Source organism: Mesorhizobium sp. PL10, assembly GCF_053714315.1.
The window spans coordinates 1-17,389 of sequence record NZ_JBSKBR010000048.1; the positions used below are offsets into that span (position 1 = coordinate 1).

Genomic DNA, 17,389 nt, shown 5'->3' on the forward strand with positions numbered 1-17,389 from the left:
GGGGACTCACAGATTCAGCACTGGCGCCATATGTCACGTGTTAACTCACCCGATTGCCCTGCCGGTCGAACGTATGAATGTTGACAATATGACAAGACGGCCGTAGTGTCGGCCAGCCATGTGTTTCACGGCGACCACGCGACATTGCCGGCGGAACGCTTCCCAAAGATCACGAGGAAACCAATGAAACTTGATGACCCGACGCTGCTCAGGCAAGCCGCGTTCGTTGGCGGCGGATGGATTGACGCCGACGGTAGCGGAATTCCGGTGACAAACCCGTCCAACGGCGAGACGATAGGTTATGTCCCGCGCCTGGGTGGCGCCGAAACGCGTCTCGCGATCGAGGCCGCTGAGGTCGCCCAAAGACAATGGGCCACCAGGACAGCAAAGGAACGTTCTGCCTTTCTACGCCGTTGGTTCGATCTGATCGTCGCCAATAGCACCGATCTCGGCCGCATCTTGACTGCCGAGCAGGGCAAACCACTCGCTGAGGCAATCGGTGAAATCACCTATGGCGCAAGTTTCATCGAGTGGTTTTCGGAAGAGGCTCGGCGCGTTTACGGCGACACAATTCCCGCTCCGCAGGCTGACAAGCGCATTCTGGCGATCAAGCAGCCGATCGGCGTCGTGGCAGCCATTACGCCCTGGAACTTCCCTAATGCCATGATTACCCGGAAAGCAGGACCGGCGTTCGCTGCGGGGTGTGCCGTGGTGTTGAAGCCGGCCTCTCAAACGCCATTTTCCGCAATTGCCCTGGCTGTTTTGGCTGAGCGCGCCGGCGCTCCGAAAGGGCTCTTCAGCGTACTGACAGGGTCCGCTTCCGAAATCGGGGGAGAATTGACCGCGAACCCGAGTGTACGAAAGATCACGTTCACCGGCTCGACCGAAGTGGGCGTTCAGCTTTATGAACAGAGCGCAAAAACCATCAAGAAACTTGGTCTCGAACTCGGCGGAAACGCGCCTTTCATAGTCTTCGAAGACGCTGACTTGGATGCAGCCGTTGAAGGCTGCATCGCTGCCAAATTCCGCAACAATGGCCAAACCTGCGTGTGCGCCAACCGCATCTACGTTCAAGACGATGTATACGATATCTTTGCCGACAAGCTTGCGGCTGCGGTCTCCAAGCTCAAGATCGGCGATGGCTTCGGCGACGGCGTGGTCCTTGGTCCGCTCATTGACATGGCTGCACTGGAAAAGGTTCAGGAACATGTCGACGACGCGGTTGGTAAAGGCGCTAGCATTTTGGTCGGAGGCAAATCCCACACACTCGGTGGAACGTTTTACGAACCAACCATTCTGACCGATGTTACGCGCGACATGATCGTAACCAACGAAGAGACATTCGGCCCGCTGGCCCCGCTCTTCCGCTTTTCGACCGAAGCCGAGGTTATCGCGCTGGCAAATGCCACGGATTTTGGTCTGGCGTCGTATTTCTATGCCAGAGACATGGCCCGCGTCCTCCGGGTCGCCGAAGCTCTCGAATATGGCATGGTCGGCATCAATACCGGCCTGATATCTACCGCCGAAGCACCGTTTGGGGGCATCAAGCTTTCCGGGCTCGGCCGAGAAGGCTCGAAATATGGAATAGAAGACTTCATCGAGGTCAAGTACCTTTGCATCGGAGGAGTCGCTTAATCAGCGTCAATTTAATTAGCGCGCTCGGCGTGCGCATCTAGAATAGGCAGGAGGAGTTCGGTGCGCGAAATGCATTACAACTATATTATCGTTGGCGGTGGTTCGGCCGGATGCGTACTCGCAAACCGACTCTCAGCAAACCCTTCCACTAGCGTTCTTCTCATTGAAGCTGGTGGAACACACAAGAAGTGGAGGGTCGACATGCCGGCGGCTCTCGACGCCTTCATGGGCCCCTGCGATGAGAACTGGGGCTTCCGGACCGATCCGGAACCAGGCCTAAAGGGACGACACATCGATCACCCTCGGGGCCGCCTTCTAGGCGGCTCCTCCTCCATCAATGGAATGGCGTATACTCGCGGCAACGTACTGGATTTCGATAACTGGGCCGCACAGCACGGTTGTGTCGGGTGGGACTACGAAGGGATGCTTCCGTATTTCGCCCGATCCGAACACTCGGTCAACCAGCATGGGCCGGGCCGGGGCAAGGAAGGCCCGCAATACACACGCGCTCCGAATCCGTTCGCGGACGAGGTCAATGCGGCGTTCATGAATGCGGGTGTCGAAAGCGGTTTTGCATATCTGAGCGATAGTAACGGAACAGTGCAAGAAGGCTTCGCGCCAAACGAACAGACCATTTATCGAGGACGTCGCTGGTCCACAGCGCGCGCTTATCTCGATCCGGTAAGGAACCGGCCGAATTTGACTGTCCTCACACGTTGCATCGTCGACCGCATCGTGTTTGAGGGGAGCGCGGCGAAGTCAGTGATCTTCTCGCAGCAAGGTCGTCCCCTGACGGCCGAGGCCGGTCAGGAGATTATCCTTTCGGCCGGTACGTTTGGGTCTCCTGCAATCCTACAGCGCTCTGGTGTAGGCCCGAAAGGCCTTATCGAACAGCTGGGGATTCCGTTGGTTGCCGATCTGCCGGTCGGCGAAAACCTCCAGGATCATCCGGACGTCATCATTCAGTTCAAAGCCAGCCGCAACGTGGGCATTCAGAGCAGTACACGCGGGTTAGCTCGCATCAAAACCGGTGTTGAGTGGTTTTTGTTCAAGACAGGCCCCGCTGCCAGCAATCAGTTTGAGGCCGCTGCCTATCTAAGGACGGATCCCACAAGAGACTATCCAAACATCAAGCTTGAGATGTTGCCGATGGCTTTTGAACCGCATAGTTTCACGCCGCGCCCCTACCCGGCCTTCCAGGTGCACATGACTCTACAGCGGGCCAAGAGTCGAGGCCGCTTCCAAATCAGATCCAGAAATCCGATCGAGAACCCATCGGTCATTTTCAACTATTTGGAAAACCCAGATGACGTTCGAGTTCTGACAGATGCCGTGAGGCTGATGAGGCGTATTGCAGAAGCCCCGGCCTTCAAGAACGTTCTATCGAAAGAGATATTCCCAGGTCCGGACTGCACTTCCGACGCGCAGATCGAATCCTGGCTCAGAGACAATGTAAATACTGCCTATCATCCCGGCGGGACGTGCAAGATGGGCTCGGATGATCGCCCCGGCACTGTTGTGACACCAGACCTGCGGGTACGAGGGGTGAGCAAACTGCGCGTGGCCGATGCCTCTGTGATGCCGGAAATTGTGACTGCCAATCTCAACGCCGCCACGATTGCGATCGGTGAGAAAGCGGCGGCGATTGTTCTGGATGAAGAGCGCTGCGACCCAGCAACTTCGTTAAAACACTGGCAAACAGGCCGGCAGTTTACTGCAAAAGAGCAAACGAACCTGCGCGCAAGCGCTTAAAAAAGAGCTCGGTTAAGGAACATGGAACACGCGAACCAATTCTATATCGACGGTGAGTGGGTGGCACCTTTGTCATCCACCACAAGAGACCTTATCGACCCAGCAACCGAGCTACCTTTCGCGGAGTGCACGACAGGGTCGGCGCAAGATGTTGATCGGGCAGCAAAGGCTGCTCGTCGCGCATTTGAAAGCTTCTCGTCGACCTCCGCTCGAGAGCGGATCGAGCTCTTGCGGAATATCGACGCCGCGTTTCGCAAGCGCGAGCGAGAAATCGCCGAGGTTGTGACCCAACAGATGGGCATGACGATCTCCCTCAGCAGCAGCGCGCTGTTGGACTGGTGCAAGGCCCACACTGCGGCAACAATAGACATCTTGAAGGACTTCCAGTTCGTCGAGCGCCGCGGGACGACGACGATTTTAAAGGAGCCGGTCGGGGTTCTCGGGCTAATAACTCCCTGGAACTGGCCGATCGGTCAGATTTTCACCAAAATCCTGCCCGCGATCGCCACAGGCTGCACCATGGTGTTGAAGCCTGCAGAAGCAACCCCACTGGATGCAATTATTCTGGCGGAAGTTTTCGCTGAGGCTGGTGTTCCGGCTGGGGTATTCAACCTGGTGAACGGCGAAGGCTCGATCGTTGGCGACGCCATTTCGCGTCATCCAGAAATCGATGCAGTGTCGTTCACTGGCTCGACGCGTGCGGGCATTTTGATCACCAAGGCCGCGGCTGACACGGTTAAGCGCATCGTGCATGAGCTTGGAGGAAAATCTGCCAACATCCTTCTAGACGATGCAGATTTCCAATCCGCGGTGCCTGCCGCGATCGACAATTGTTTCTTCATCAACGGCCAGGCTTGCGACGCGGGAACCAGGTTACTGGTGTCGCATAAGCGGTATGATGAAGCCGTCACCCTGGCGGTCCAAGCAGCCAACGGCTATGTTATCGGTTCACCGACCGATCCGAACACAACGCTTGGGCCGGTTGCCAATGCTGCCCAATACGACCGCGTTCAGCGGATGATCCAAGCTGGTATCGACGAGGGCGCAACACTGGCGTGCGGAGGTCTTGGGCGCCCCAACGGTGTTAACCGAGGCTATTTTGTGCGCCCCACCGTCTTCTCCGATGTGACACCGGAGATGTCGATCTCGCGCCAAGAGATATTCGGACCTGTCGTCAGCGTCATTAGGTATGAAGACCTCGACGATGCGGTTCGCATAGCCAATGACTCCTGCTACGGTCTGGCCGCGCACATTACAGGCAGTGACCCGGACGCCATCCGCATGCTTTCTCGAAAGCTGCGCGTCGGATCTGTTTATCTAAATTCCCCAGAATGGGACCCGTACGCGCCATATGGCGGATACAAGCAGTCCGGAAATGGACGTGAAGGCGGCGCACATGCCTTCAACGAGTTCCTCGAGCTGAAGGCTGTCCTTGGTGATCGCGGCTTCAACGCTGATGATCGGGGCTGATGATCGGGAAAGCACAGGTCACTAACATGGGACGGAAACTTACAGCTTTTCTCCTGGCGCTGCCGACCCTTGTTTGGTGGGCGATTTTCCTTGTCGCCCCCCTCTTGCTCGTTCTGGTCTACGCCTTCTTCTCACGAGGAACATACGGCGGCGTAGTTCCAAACTTTACCTTCGATAATCTGCTGCGAGTGTTTGACGGTCTCTATCTCCGGATTTTTATCGATTCAGTGCGGATCGCAACGATTGCATCCATTGTTTCGCTTGTGATCGGTTACACCGCTGCATACGCTATCGCTCGACTGCCCTCGAAATGGCAAATGCCCATGCTCTTTCTGGTCATGCTGCCGTTTTGGAGCAACTATCTGCTGCGAACCTACGCTTGGATTCTTCTCTTAAACAGGGCAGGTGTGATCAATTCGCTTCTCGTGTCCAGCGGCTTCACTCACTCGCCTATCGACATGCTTTACACTGAAGGAGCGGTCATCATTGGCCTTGTCTACAACTTCTTGCCCTTTGTCGTGCTCTCGACCTATTCCTCGATCCAGCGCCTCAACTTTGAGCTGTTAGAGGCTTCCGAGGACCTCGGAGCTCCAGCGTGGAGAACTTTCCTGTACGTTACTGTCCCTCTTACCATGCCCGGGATCGTGGTGGGAGGCGTCTTCGCATTCGTGCTATCGATCGGCAACTTCGTAACCGCCGATTTGCTCGGGGGTCGCAAAGTAACAATGATCGGCAATCTCGTTCAGAACCAATTTGCAGTGGCGAGGGATTGGCCGTTCGGCGCTGCCCTTGGTTTGGTGCTTCTAACCATTATGGTCGGACTTCTGGCGGCGCAGAGCTGGATTCAGTTGCGCGGTCGAAAGTTGGAGGAACAGTTGCATGCGTAGAGCAAACAGACTTCTGTCTCTGCATCTGATTCTAACCCTGCTGTTCCTTTATGCGCCAATCTTAACCATGGTGGTGCTCAGCTTCAACGACTCCGGACTACCGACCTCCTGGTCCGGTTTGTCGTTGAAATGGTACAAGAAGCTGGTCTCCAATGGGGCGATCCTCGTTCCGCTCGCGAACACACTTATCGTCGCCATAGCGGCAGCTGCCATTTCGAGTGTGATTGGAACCATGCTCGCACTGAGTGTCAGCAAAATCCGGCCGTCCCCGCTGATTAACGGCTTCCTTTATATGCCGATGGTCATTCCTGATATCGTGCTGGCCATTGCGTTGCTGAGTTTCTTCGCCCTAATCGGGTTCCCTTTAGGCTTGCCGACTGTGATCATCGCACATGTTGTGTTCTGCATCGCCTTTGTAACTGCTGTTGTTCGAACTCGTCTCGAGGGTTTTGACTATTCCTTGATCGAGGCGTCAATCGATCTCGGAGCCAGCCGCTGGAAAACGTTCTGGCGGATAACACTGCCGGCGCTGCTGCCGGGCGTCATCGGCGGCGCGTTGCTTTCCTTTACGCTATCCTTCGATGAGTTTGTCATCGCCTCCTTCACGGCGGGTCCGTCGAACACTGCGCAAACCCTGCCAATGAAAATATACTCGATGCTCCGATTTGGGATCACGCCGGATATCAACGCCCTGGCGACCTTGACAATATTCACCAGCTTCATGTTGGTGCTTCTCGCTCAGCGGTTCAACAAAACAACGGTGTGAGGCCGAAGATGGCAAATGTGATTGAACTGTCTGGTATCGTGCTTAAGTATGCCGCGTTCGTCGCCGTTGACGATGTATCCTTTGACTTGAGAGAGGGTGAATTTTTTGCGCTTCTCGGACCGTCGGGATGCGGAAAGACGTCACTTTTGCGGATAATTGCTGGTTTCAACACACCAACGAGCGGTAAGATGCTTCTCGATGGGAAAGACCTTATACAGATCCCCCCGCGCCGCCGGCCCGTGAACATGATGTTTCAGTCCTACGCGCTGTTTCCGCACATGACGGTCGGGAAAAATCTTCGTTATGGCCTGGAAGCCAAAGGGGTGGATTCATCGATGATTTCCAAGCGTGTTGGAGAAATGCTGGAGGTGACGCACTTAACCCAAATGGTCGACCGCTTGCCGAGTCAGCTTTCGGGCGGCCAGCGTCAACGCGTGGCCCTTGCCCGAGCTCTTGTAATGCAACCTCGCGTTCTGCTGCTCGACGAACCGCTTGGCGCCCTCGACAAGAAACTGCGCGAAGCAATGCAGCTGGAACTGAAGCGACTACAGCATGAGCTCGGAATCACCTTCGTTATCGTTACGCACGATCAGGAGGAAGCGCTCGTAATGGCGGATAGAATCGCCTTGATGCGCAATGGAAGGATCGAGCAACTCGGCACAGCGTCAGATCTTTACGAGAAGCCAGTTTCGCGGTTTGTTGCAGATTTTGTCGGTAAGACCAACTTTTTTGAAGGTGTGGCTGACGGATACAACGTCCAGATTAAAGACTTTGGTGTTGTGAAGGGGGATCGTGCCGGCCGGGGAAATGTCACATATGCCCTCCGCCCTGAACGCATCAGGCTATCAAGCTGCCGCGTAGACACCTTTGATAACTCTGTTCAGGGTCACATCCAAGAGGTGAACTATCTTGGGCAGCATCTCCACGTAAGGGTCGCTGTCCCTGGGAAATCAGACCCTATCGACGTTTTGCAAGGCGTCGTTGAACAGGATCACGAGAACATCTCGATAAACGCACCCGTATGGCTTCATTGGAACGGTGCAGATGGAAAAGTTCTGACCGAGTAAAGACCCTGGGCCGGAAGGCCCAAGCGTCCGTAATATGCTCGACCTCGAGGATGGCCGAGTGCTTCAAGTGCGTTGTTTGTTTTTGCGGCAAATGCTGCGTTTTCGGCTGAGACAGCGTGCTTTTTTTGTTGCTAGTGTCAAATGTTGACATTACTATTGTCGTCGTCGAACCGTCAACAATCGACCACAGGGAGCTAAAGATGAAAATTTCACGCCTGCGTGCCGTCCTTGCAGCCGGGGTCGCCCTGGCGGCAACCGTCGGCGCAGAAGCTCGTGCGGAGAGCCTAACACTGGTTACGTTCAGCGGCTATTATCCGCCCACTCTCTTCCAGGACTTTAAGAAGGAGACCGGCATCGACGTCAATTTGGTGGAGACGTCTGGGAACGAAGAAACCATGGCCAAGATGATCGCCAGCGGCGGGACCGGCTTTGACCTGCTCGTTGTATCCCACCCGTTTGTCGAAGCGCTGAATAAGCTCGGAATGTTGTCCGAGCTTGACCATTCGAAGCTTCCGAACCTCGCCAATCTATACGACGAAGCGACCAAGCTGAGCTACGATCCCGGACTGAAATACAGCGTTCCTTGGGCTTGGGATACGTTCGGTCTTTGCTACCGGTCAGATTTGGTCGCCGCACCGCCAACGAGTTGGGGAGACATTCTCAACCCCTCTGAAGACCTGAAGGGCAAGTACACGATGGTCTCGGATGAGCGCTGGTTCCTGGAGCCTGCGCAGCTATACAGCGGCCTATCAATCAACGACGTTTCCAAGGAGGCTCTTGAAAAGATCCGCCCACTTCTGGTCAATGCAAAGAAGAACGTCCTGACGTTCGATAGCTTTACAATGCATACCCGCCTTTTGTCCGGCGAAATCAGCGTGGCTGCCGCCTGGGATAACTGGTGCAATCTCGCCATCCGGGAGAACCCGAACGTCAAGTACGTGATTCCGAAGGAAGGCACGGACACGGTTGTCGATGTTTACGTGGTACCAAAAAAGGCAGAGCACAAAGACGCCGCCGAGAAATTCCTGAACTTCATCCTGAAGCCGGAGGAACAGGGCGGTCTGATCACGCAACTCCTGTACAAGGTGCCGAATCGTGCAGCGATGGAAGCGCATAAGGACATTATCGAGAAAATTCAGCCGCTTCAGATCACATCGGCCGAGCTGCTGAAATACCCGATGCTCAAGGATCTTGGCGCTGATGCGCCTCGGGTATCCAAATTCATAACGGAAGTGATGTCCAGCGAATAGCCGCTTCGAGATGATTGCTGCCGTGCCTCTGGCACGAGGGGAAGTGCGGCAGCAAGTCGCCCGGCTGGTTCGAGACTGGTAGAGGAGTGTTACATCAATGCCGACTGGGGGAGACGAATTTGCACCGCTTAAACGGCAGACGACACCTTCTCTTATCGCAGATCGCGTGCGACAAAAAATCTTAAGTGGAGCTTTCGATCCTGGCACCAGAATCGTAGAGCCTCAACTCGCCCAACAACTCGGTGTCAGCAGGGGACCTATTCGGGAGGCGTTGCAGCGTCTTGTGCAGGAGGGGATCCTGACCAATTCTCCAAACAAGGGCGTATGCGTCGTCACTCTTGGACTGGGCGACTTCAGGGACATTTTCTCCGCTCGTCGCATGGTGGAAAAAGAGGCGGCAAGACATCTGTTTGTGAGCAAGGACACTCGTACTATTGCCGCCATGCGGGCGATCGTTGACCGAATGTCTGTTTCGGCCTCGCGTCTGGATCAATCCGGGGTGATAGACCGTGATCTGGAATTCCATACCGTGATGGTCCGCGGCATGGGCAGTGCGCGCATCGATCGAATGTTCTCTACGTTAGCGGCTGAAACCTACCTCTGCCTCAAGAACCTGGTGTCGTGTTACAGCAATCTCAACGATTTGGTGCTCGAACACCAAGAGATCATAAGGCGAATTACCGGGGATGATCTGCCGGTGTTGTTGAGCTTGATCGATGATCACTTCGATTCAGGGCTGAAGACGGCTGGCCTGTAGCAGCCTCGATGGGAGGATCGCTGTGTCCCGGTCGTAAAAAATTCTAAATCTCACCGACCGTGGGCCGAGCATGACTCACGACGCGTGGTGCGCCCAAGCATCAAACAGGGCGGGATCTGAAGTTGATCCCATGCCGGTGGTTCCTCAACCTGGAAGAGATGGACATGCTGACCAACGTATTTAATCTATGTAACATGCCGTCGAGCGGTTCGAACCTCGCAAAGGCATTAGAAGCTATCGTACAGGATGGAAGCACGACCGAACCTTTCGGGTTCGGGCGTGCGCTCCTTTCAGGCGATGGAGACGCGAACGGCCGGTTTCCCACCATCGTCATGGTCCGAACCGGGCAGTTAACTGTCCGCGCTTGCCACAGCAACTCCGAGCTCATTCTCGCCAAAGGCGAAGTCGCGTCTGTGCCGACAGGTACACTGTCTTGGAGTGCGGAGGAAGCCGACTGTGTCCTCGTCGTCCTATATGAGGAACTTCCGCACGTCCCCTTTGCAAGGCTTAACCTTGATCATCCCATGTCACCCGGGGGAGCCCCGAATGCAGCACTGCTGACCACCCCCTCGCCCAATACGGTTCGCCATGAGTTTCAGAGGTTCGGTCCCTTTTCCTGGGGCACGTGGGCCACAACCCCATATGCGCGCCACCCGATCACTTACTCGTTTTCCGAACTAATGATGCTTCGTAAAGGCGAGGTTACGCTTTCAAACCCGGATGAAGGTAGCGTCACGTTCACAGCCGGGGACATTTTCCTCGTCAAGCAAGGAGCTGTAGCGGCTTGGGAGAATCCTTGCGATGTCGAGAAGTTCTGGGTCACTCGCAACACGGACGTTCGGGGTTAAGTGACGAAGATCGAAAAAACTGGCACAGCATCGCGGGCAATAAAGCTGCTACTAATCACAAGTTTGATCGCTTTCACCATGCTAATTATTTCGACCACGGTCGCGATGGTCTTCGCCCATAAAAACAGTAGGACCGGGTTTGATGAACGTTAAATTAGGTGCCTTCCTCTCAGTGATGTCGTCTGTTGTCGCTGGCTTGATGTACTTTTACGCGACACTTCTAAAGCCGATGGCGGGGACCGAGATATTCGGCTGGCGAATGGTCCTGATCTTCCCTTTCATCACCATCGTCCTGATTGCCAGCGGGTCTTGGCCGCAAGTCAGATCAATTATAACCCGTGCACAACGAGAGCCGGCACTTTGTCTTGGCTTGGTGGCGATCAGCAGTGGCTGTTTTTGTGGGCTCCGCTCAACAATGCCGCTCTGGAAGTGTCGCTTGGTTATTTCTTGCTGCCGCTTGTGATGGTTCTCGCGGGGCTGGTCGTTTATCGCGAGAAGCTGTCGCTCTTTCAGACGCTGGCGGTTTGTTCAGCTGCCATTGGGGTCGCGCATGAATTCTGGCGGATGGGCTCGCTTTCATGGGAAACAGCAGTCGTCGCGTTGGGCATGCCAGCGTACTTTATTCTGCGACGCGCGTTGGGCACCAGCAATTTGGGCGGGTTCTGGTTTGATGTTATGCTCATGTTTCCTGCGGCCGTCCTGGTTATTGTGACGGCCTCTAACCCCCTAGTTTACTTCGCCACCACACCAAAACTTTTGTATTTGCTGCCGGGCCTGGCAATCCTCAGTGCACTGGCCTTCGCCAGCTTCATACTCGCGAGTTGGTATCTGCCGCTGAGCATTTTTGGCTTGCTCGGCTATCTCGAGCCGGTGCTTCTTTTTCTTGTTGCGCTCGCGATAGGTGAAGCCCTTCGACCATCCGATCTATTCACATATGTGCCCGTCATACTTGCAGTCGGAATATTGTCATTGGAGGGCGCGCGTCACCTAATACGGCAAAACGAAAGTAATATTGAACGCAAAGACGCGCGGTTGGACGAGGTCAGGGAGTAGCGGAGTTGAGCGGCTGATGCTGGACAACCTTCTCGACCAGGATCATCGCTAGAGGACGGGACCGGCCCAGCCACGCGGGGTGCGGCGGAACGGTGCCGGAGCGTGGCTGATCGCCTCGCAATCGCGGCAGCGGAACTTCTCTTGCACGTGTTTGGATGTTTGGATTACCTTCCATTGCCGCGGCACCTCAAGCGTCTCGGTGATGTCCTCACCAAGCTTGCGCAGCCGATCGCCGCCGCAGCAGTTTCATCGGCCCGCGCCCGAGCACGCGAGCACGTGTTCGCGGGGCCGATGCTCGGGGAATGGTTGGCGCGGCGGTCGTTCGCGCACATATGGCAGCTACCTGGGTGGTCCGGGCCCCGGCCTGTTCGTCGATGATCTCTTCTTCGGTCGCCACACTCAGTTCCTCGAAGGTGAGCACCCTCTGGCCGTGCAGGCGGCCGGAACGTTCAGAACTATGACCATGCAGCGCCACTGCAGCTTCCGAATCGTCAGACGCTGATGTGCGATCAGCGCCGCATCATCCGATGCCTTGGCCGACGCGACCGCCAGTTCGGCCTCGACCAAAGCAGCGCGCGGCCTCGTCTTCGGCCCCGGCCAGCGCCGCGGCCAGCGCTGCTCTCAGCGCGCCGATGTCGTACGGAACAGCATCGTGGGCGGTGTCCGCCATGGGCTGGGTGAATGACAAAACGTGTCCGCTCACTCCCGGAAATGGCACAAACTCAGAAAAAACTTAAGCCATGCGCTGCGCGTCGCAACGTGTGTCGGGGGTTGCACCAATCGACCCCGTCGAGCATGCGAGGCGGGCTGCGCCGGTGATATGGAAACGGTGCTATCTGGCTGCGACGGCCGTAGAAACCGGCCGTACGACCGGCGAGAACTTAAGCTGATTCAGGGGCCGTGAAAAACCGATCGCAGCACTCGGTCAATATGATTTCGGTTGACAGTACGAACGAAGATGTTACTAATGTAGACAAAATACATTGGCGACGGGCGGTCACGTTTTCCTCCCTCCAGCGCGCGAACGAGCCAGATCAAGGCATCAATCGGGAGAGAGATTTGCTGTCCGCCAGCGTAATGCCGGGGCCGAGTGTCGAAGTATCACAGGTTGCCAGCGCACCTGCGCTTGTCCTTAACGGCATTTGCAAAAGCTATGGCGATCATGAGGTCCTCAAGGCCATTGATGCGACATTGAATCGGGGTGAAGTACTTTCGATTATCGGTCCGAGTGGCTCGGGCAAGAGCACGCTTCTGCGCTGTATAAACCAGCTGGATCCCCCAACCGCCGGAACCATCAAGATCGGGGATCTTACGATCCACGCAGAGTCGACCATCAAAAGATCAGAGCTTATTCGGTTACGCCGCTCTGTCGGGATGGTGTTCCAGTCTTTCAATCTTTTTCCACACTTCACAGTGCTGCGTAACGTCAGCCTACCTCAAGAGCGCGTGCTGGGTCGCAAAAGATCAGATGCCGATGCTCGCTCATACGAGCTGCTTGAACGGGTTGGCCTCGCCGACAAGGCCCACCAATATCCATCTCGTTGCTCAGGAGGGCAGCAACAGCGTGTTGCGATTGCTCGTGCTCTGGCACTTGACCCGGAAATTATGCTGTTTGATGAGCCAACGTCTGCCTTAGACCCAGAGTTGGGACTCGAGGTGCTTGCTGTCATGCGCGAGCTCGCAGAAGCCGGGATGACGATGATAGTCGTCACTCACGAGATGCACTTCGCAGAAACGGTGTCTGACCGAGTAGTGATCATGGCTGACGGCCAGATCATCGAGCAGGGAATGAGTCAGGAGGTTATGAGAAACCCCAGGACCGGAAGAGCACAACGGTTTCTTCGGGCGGTTCGTGACAGATGACGGCGTTCCTTCTCCCTCTCCTGCACGGCGTGACCTACACCATCGCCCTGACGATATGCAGTTTGGCTCTCGGTGCCGTAGTCGCATTACCTGTCTGTGCAATGAGAGTGTCTCAGTGGCGACTCGTCAATTGCACTGCTTTCGCAATCATACTTCTCGTCCGTTCAATACCCCCGATCGTGTGGCTATTCCTAATCTTTTTCGGACTGGGGAGTGGCTTCATCGATTTGGCGCCTTTTCCCGCCGCGGTAGTCGCGTTGGGAGTAATCTCGGCCGCCAGCCTGGCAGAAATCTATCGCGGCGCCCTCACCGCAATTCATCCCGGGCAAAAGGACGCCGCTCAGGCATTGGCACTGAGCGCCAGGTCCAGACTAATTGATATAATTCTGCCACAAATGGCGAGGATCTCGCTGCCAGCTTCCACGACTTACGCAATCGGTCTTCTCAAGGATACTGCTATTGCGTCGACCATTGGCGTCCAAGACATCACATTCTTTGCGCAGGCAATAACGCAAAGAAGCCTCAGGGGTCTCGAAGCATACACGGCCGCCGGTATTATCTACATTCTGCTGAGCATTTCGTTCGCGTTCGTTGGGCGGCATATTGAATTGCGACTAGCCGCAAAGGTTGCCCTATGACCGAGCTGCTGTCGTCATGGGAAGAGTGGCTCCCTACCCTTCTGGACGGCTACTTGCTGAGCTTGCAAGTCTTAGGTCTGTGCCTTGCGATCGGTGTGCCCATCGGATTGCTTCTGGCGTTGGGCGTTAGTGCCAGGGATCGCTACGTGCGCTGGCCCACCGTGGCACTGGTTGAGTTGGGCAGAGGAACGCCAGCACTCGTGCTTCTTCAGTTTTTGTACTTCGGTCTACCTTCTACCGGCTTGGTTCTCTCATCGCTGCTGGCATCCGTAGCCGCTCTCGCGGCGTGTACCGCAGCATACACGAGCGAGATTATACGTGGCGGCCTGGAGTCTGTGCCAGCAGGTCAACGCGAGGCCGGGGAGGCTTTAGGACTTAGTTTCACGGACCGACTTCGATACGTGATCTTGCCTCAGGGGTTGAAAGTCGCACTCCCTCCACTTCTCGGGTTTGCGCTCATGATGCTCCAGGCCACATCGCTTTGCTTTACGGTTGCGCTCCCCGAGCTGGTGAGCCGCGCCTACAGTCTGGGAAGTACCAACTTTCAGTACATGTCCCTATTTATACTGACGGCGCTAATGTACGCCGCAGTGTGTATGCCCGCGTCAATAATAGTGTTTGCAATTGAGCGGCGCCTCAATCGAAATAATAGGTCAAGCACATCATAGTCATCAAACGAAGGGAAATGACATGACGAGATTTCTTAGCGCGAATCTGATCATATTGGGCATTCTCGGGATTGCGAACGCGCCCGCTTATGCATGTGAACCGAAACATGAATTCAGGACAGTCGAGAGCGGAACCCTAAAGGTTGCTTTGAACGTGTATCCCCCTTTTACCGAAGTCACGGCGGACGGGACAATCGAGGGGGTCGATAGCGAGGTGGTAAAGCGGTTTGCTGAAGAAAACTGTCTAAAAATCGAATCTCAGGTTCTTGATCAGTCGGCGCAGATTCAGTCGATCATGACCAACAAGGTGGACGTTTCCATCTATGCTTGGAGCCGGACCAGAGAGAGAGATAAGGTGATGGGATTGTCCGTTCCAATGTATCTGGACCGCCTTGCTATCTACTCGAAGAGTGGGATTAATACGATCGAAGGGCTTTATGGAAAGACCATCGGCGTGAGAGCCGCCGATTTCTTCGCTTCAGACCTTCAGAAGATCAAGGAAATAACCGTCAAAACCTATCCGAACCAAGCCTCTCAAACCCAGGATTTGCAGTCCGGCCGTATCGACGCAATCGTCGACGGGTATTCGCTTGGCGCATATACCAAGAAAACAAAGAATGCCTACCATGATATAAAGATCGAGATAATCAAGCCGGATGCGCGAGTGCCCTTTACCGTGAAAGGTGCACAAAGCACTATCTTGTACAACAAGAAGAATACAGAGTTAGGTGCGGCGCTGGACGCGTCAATCGAAGAAATGCGCAACGACGGCTACATTCGAGACATGCTCGTCGGCTATGGCTTTGATGCTTCGCTCGCAGATGTTGGTGATCCGTCCTTCGTCCAGTAGTGAACGAAGAGGAACTTGCCGCAATCATCTGAAGCTATCGGCGTTAGACCACGCCGACAGCTACGAATGGAGGAAATATGAATACGCAAGTCACGGCAGGCCCCGCCAGGCCGATTGTCGCGGAGAAGCTTTACCTTCTCGGCGGCACTGTCCCACATAACGACATCATTCACTGGATTCCGAAGAATGCCAAAGGTGAGGCTGCGCTGAATGCCTACCTGCTGCTCGAAGGCACGAAAGCTGTCCTGTTGGATACCTCCCTTCCTATTCTGGAAGACGGGCTTGTGGCGCAGATTGAGCCGTTCATTATCGACGAAATGAAGTTGCTGCTAACTCGCGCTGTTGAGTTCGACAGCATCGGAAATGCTGACGTGATCATCGAAAAGTGGCCGGTTAAAGAAGTCTGGGCCGGCTATGTGGCTTATGAGTGGGTTTACATGCGCACTCAAGGTCCTAACCCTTATCCGCCGCCTTTTGAGTCGAAGATGATCGAAAAGCAAAGCCTGATTCAGGTCGCTCCGGGTCGATCGCTGCAGGCTATCGATACAAAGTTGAAGCTGCTCGCGGCGACATGGATATACGATGCAGTCACTAAAACACTTTTTACATCGGACTCTTTCTCCCATGTCATGGCGCCGGCTCCCGGGGTTACGTTGGTAACCGCAGATACGGATACGACAACAGTTCAAGACGTTGTCGACAATTTCCGGGCCAAGTTTTTCTGGATGGAAGACGCCGACACGCAGCCCTTGCGTGCATTCGTGAAGGACGTATTTGGACGGTACGATGTTGAGCACATCGCACCGACCCTTGGCTGCGTCATTTCCGGCAAGCATTTGGTGCTTCGCCACGTGGAAATGCTGGATCAAGCTCTGGAGCAGCTCGACGGAAAGGGAAGACCACAATGAACACGACGCATGCAAACGACTGCCGCAGCGGACACACCCACGGCAAGCTCCCGAGAGAGATAGCTCCAGGCGTTTGGTGGCTGGGTGACTGCCAGATGTGGGAACACGCTGAAACAATCCAGCATACATATTCTGCTGTGTTCCTGGTCGCCGGGCGGGATCGCAGCCTTCTGGTGGACACTGGCCACCTTAAGGACTGGATTACAGTTCGCGATCAACTTGAGAGTCTGATTGAGAAAGGCGTTCCCACTCCAGAGTGGATCTTCCCTACTCATCCCGAAGTTACCCACGCTGGAAACCTCGGCCGCCTACTCTCCCATTTTCCGAATGCAAAGGCAGTCGGAGATCTACGCGACCTTCACTTGGTCTTTCCCGACTTCGTTGATCGCTTCGTTCAGAAGAAGGAGGGCGACGAGATAGACCTAGGAGGGCGCAAGTTTGCCTTCGTGGAAGCAGTGTTTCGTGATCTCCACAATACGCTTTGGGGATACGACAGGGGCGAACAGGTAATGTTCACGTCAGATGGCCTTAGTTTCGGACACTACCACAACGAACAACAATGTGGACTTTTCGCGGAAGAAATACCTGACCTCCCTATTCCGGAACTGACGGGAATTTATTCGGAGTACGCATTGTATTGGACACGGTTCAAGAACGCGGACAGCCACGTTGAACGTGTGCGTCAATTGCTGGAAGAGCAATATCCGACCAAATTTATCGCATCCGCGCACGGCAACGTTGTTTCCGATCCCAAGAAAACGATACCTCTCATCAGAGAGGGCCTTCGTCTTGTCGCTGCTATGCGGGTATGACCCAGCACGCTTCCTCGCCCTGCACGTATTTGGTGATCCGTTACGCAGAATTGTGGATGGTTGAGATAGATATCTTTATCCGATTGCGGATCAGCCAGCTAGCCCGCTTGATGCACGGCGGTGAGCTTTCGACGGCCTGAGGCGGCGCTCTGGTCGCCGTTGCGG

The 17,389-nt window shown here is 55.2% G+C and carries 16 protein-coding genes and 1 pseudogene; 16 read left to right on the plus strand and 1 reads right to left on the minus strand.

All coding sequences use genetic code 11. From position 1 onward, the window contains the following. Positions 1–183: 183 nt before the first annotated feature. From ACWGTO_RS31085 to ACWGTO_RS31130, 10 genes are all read left to right on the plus strand, one after another. Entirely contained in the window at positions 184–1,635 is a 1,452-nt protein-coding gene (locus ACWGTO_RS31085) for an NAD-dependent succinate-semialdehyde dehydrogenase (RefSeq protein ID WP_454578577.1), read from the plus strand. A gap of 69 nt (positions 1,636–1,704) precedes the next feature. After that, positions 1,705–3,387 (plus strand): choline dehydrogenase, encoded by a 1,683-nt coding sequence (locus ACWGTO_RS31090; protein WP_454578591.1) that lies wholly within the window; start codon positions 1,705–1,707, stop codon positions 3,385–3,387. Positions 3,388–3,408: 21 nt separating this feature from the next. Then, positions 3,409–4,857 carry an aldehyde dehydrogenase family protein gene (locus ACWGTO_RS31095; RefSeq protein WP_454578578.1) on the plus strand — a complete coding sequence of 483 codons (1,449 nt, stop codon included), beginning with the start codon at positions 3,409–3,411 and terminating at the stop codon, positions 4,855–4,857. Next, positions 4,857–5,744: an ABC transporter permease gene (locus tag ACWGTO_RS31100; protein WP_454578579.1), complete on the plus strand. Its 888-nt coding sequence runs from the start codon at positions 4,857–4,859 to the stop codon at positions 5,742–5,744. Before ACWGTO_RS31095 ends, ACWGTO_RS31100 begins: the two co-directional genes overlap by 1 nt. Next, a complete protein-coding gene (locus ACWGTO_RS31105; protein ID WP_454578580.1) occupies positions 5,737–6,510 on the plus strand; it encodes an ABC transporter permease in 774 nt (257 codons plus the stop codon). Before ACWGTO_RS31100 ends, ACWGTO_RS31105 begins: the two co-directional genes overlap by 8 nt. 8 nt (positions 6,511–6,518) lie before the next feature. After that, positions 6,519–7,577 carry an ABC transporter ATP-binding protein gene (locus ACWGTO_RS31110; protein WP_454578581.1) on the plus strand — a complete coding sequence of 353 codons (1,059 nt, stop codon included), beginning with the start codon at positions 6,519–6,521 and terminating at the stop codon, positions 7,575–7,577. A gap of 200 nt (positions 7,578–7,777) precedes the next feature. Then, positions 7,778–8,827 (plus strand): polyamine ABC transporter substrate-binding protein, encoded by a 1,050-nt coding sequence (locus ACWGTO_RS31115; RefSeq protein WP_454578582.1) that lies wholly within the window; start codon positions 7,778–7,780, stop codon positions 8,825–8,827. Positions 8,828–8,924: 97 nt separating this feature from the next. Then, positions 8,925–9,584 carry a GntR family transcriptional regulator gene (locus tag ACWGTO_RS31120; protein ID WP_454578583.1) on the plus strand — a complete coding sequence of 220 codons (660 nt, stop codon included), beginning with the start codon at positions 8,925–8,927 and terminating at the stop codon, positions 9,582–9,584. A gap of 164 nt (positions 9,585–9,748) precedes the next feature. Further along, entirely contained in the window at positions 9,749–10,432 is a 684-nt protein-coding gene (locus ACWGTO_RS31125; RefSeq protein ID WP_454578584.1) for a cupin domain-containing protein, read from the plus strand. Between the two features lie 360 nt (positions 10,433–10,792). Further along, the gene (locus ACWGTO_RS31130; protein ID WP_454578585.1) at positions 10,793–11,485 is read left to right on the plus strand and encodes an EamA family transporter; all 693 of its coding nucleotides are present in this window, start codon (positions 10,793–10,795) and stop codon (positions 11,483–11,485) included. Positions 11,486–11,489: 4 nt separating this feature from the next. Here the strand turns inward: ACWGTO_RS31130 and ACWGTO_RS31135 are convergent. Then, positions 11,490–12,155 (minus strand): annotated as a pseudogene (locus ACWGTO_RS31135) (IS66 family transposase zinc-finger binding domain-containing protein); the annotation flags it as partial. 407 nt (positions 12,156–12,562) lie between these two features. Between ACWGTO_RS31135 and ACWGTO_RS31140 the strand changes: the two are divergent. From ACWGTO_RS31140 to ACWGTO_RS31165, 6 genes are all read left to right on the plus strand, one after another. After that, positions 12,563–13,348 (plus strand): amino acid ABC transporter ATP-binding protein, encoded by a 786-nt coding sequence (locus tag ACWGTO_RS31140; RefSeq protein ID WP_454578592.1) that lies wholly within the window; start codon positions 12,563–12,565, stop codon positions 13,346–13,348. Then, entirely contained in the window at positions 13,345–13,986 is a 642-nt protein-coding gene (locus tag ACWGTO_RS31145) for an amino acid ABC transporter permease (RefSeq protein ID WP_454578586.1), read from the plus strand. Before ACWGTO_RS31140 ends, ACWGTO_RS31145 begins: the two co-directional genes overlap by 4 nt. Further along, positions 13,983–14,654: an amino acid ABC transporter permease gene (locus ACWGTO_RS31150; protein ID WP_454578587.1), complete on the plus strand. Its 672-nt coding sequence runs from the start codon at positions 13,983–13,985 to the stop codon at positions 14,652–14,654. The genes ACWGTO_RS31145 and ACWGTO_RS31150 overlap by 4 nt, the downstream gene beginning before the upstream one ends. Positions 14,655–14,676: 22 nt before the next feature. Beyond that, complete coding sequence (locus ACWGTO_RS31155; RefSeq protein WP_454578588.1) at positions 14,677–15,504, plus strand: substrate-binding periplasmic protein; 828 nt, start codon at positions 14,677–14,679, stop codon at positions 15,502–15,504. Between the two features lie 77 nt (positions 15,505–15,581). Next, positions 15,582–16,412 (plus strand): hypothetical protein, encoded by an 831-nt coding sequence (locus ACWGTO_RS31160; RefSeq protein ID WP_454578589.1) that lies wholly within the window; start codon positions 15,582–15,584, stop codon positions 16,410–16,412. After that, complete coding sequence (locus tag ACWGTO_RS31165; RefSeq protein ID WP_454578590.1) at positions 16,409–17,224, plus strand: MBL fold metallo-hydrolase; 816 nt, start codon at positions 16,409–16,411, stop codon at positions 17,222–17,224. Before ACWGTO_RS31160 ends, ACWGTO_RS31165 begins: the two co-directional genes overlap by 4 nt. Positions 17,225–17,389 lie beyond the last annotated feature (165 nt).

Coding starts and splice junctions, on each gene's coding strand:
- ACWGTO_RS31140 (WP_454578592.1), top strand. CDS start 12,563: ATGCCGGGGCCGAGTGTCGAAGTATCACAGGTTGCCAGCGCACCTGCG.
- ACWGTO_RS31095 (WP_454578578.1), top strand. CDS start 3,409: ATGGAACACGCGAACCAATTCTATATCGACGGTGAGTGGGTGGCACCT.
- ACWGTO_RS31145 (WP_454578586.1), top strand. CDS start 13,345: ATGACGGCGTTCCTTCTCCCTCTCCTGCACGGCGTGACCTACACCATC.
- ACWGTO_RS31090 (WP_454578591.1), top strand. CDS start 1,705: ATGCATTACAACTATATTATCGTTGGCGGTGGTTCGGCCGGATGCGTA.
- ACWGTO_RS31160 (WP_454578589.1), top strand. CDS start 15,582: ATGAATACGCAAGTCACGGCAGGCCCCGCCAGGCCGATTGTCGCGGAG.
- ACWGTO_RS31155 (WP_454578588.1), top strand. CDS start 14,677: ATGACGAGATTTCTTAGCGCGAATCTGATCATATTGGGCATTCTCGGG.
- ACWGTO_RS31150 (WP_454578587.1), top strand. CDS start 13,983: ATGACCGAGCTGCTGTCGTCATGGGAAGAGTGGCTCCCTACCCTTCTG.
- ACWGTO_RS31120 (WP_454578583.1), top strand. CDS start 8,925: ATGCCGACTGGGGGAGACGAATTTGCACCGCTTAAACGGCAGACGACA.
- ACWGTO_RS31110 (WP_454578581.1), top strand. CDS start 6,519: ATGGCAAATGTGATTGAACTGTCTGGTATCGTGCTTAAGTATGCCGCG.
- ACWGTO_RS31165 (WP_454578590.1), top strand. CDS start 16,409: ATGAACACGACGCATGCAAACGACTGCCGCAGCGGACACACCCACGGC.
- ACWGTO_RS31085 (WP_454578577.1), top strand. CDS start 184: ATGAAACTTGATGACCCGACGCTGCTCAGGCAAGCCGCGTTCGTTGGC.
- ACWGTO_RS31105 (WP_454578580.1), top strand. CDS start 5,737: ATGCGTAGAGCAAACAGACTTCTGTCTCTGCATCTGATTCTAACCCTG.
- ACWGTO_RS31125 (WP_454578584.1), top strand. CDS start 9,749: ATGCTGACCAACGTATTTAATCTATGTAACATGCCGTCGAGCGGTTCG.
- ACWGTO_RS31100 (WP_454578579.1), top strand. CDS start 4,857: ATGATCGGGAAAGCACAGGTCACTAACATGGGACGGAAACTTACAGCT.
- ACWGTO_RS31115 (WP_454578582.1), top strand. CDS start 7,778: ATGAAAATTTCACGCCTGCGTGCCGTCCTTGCAGCCGGGGTCGCCCTG.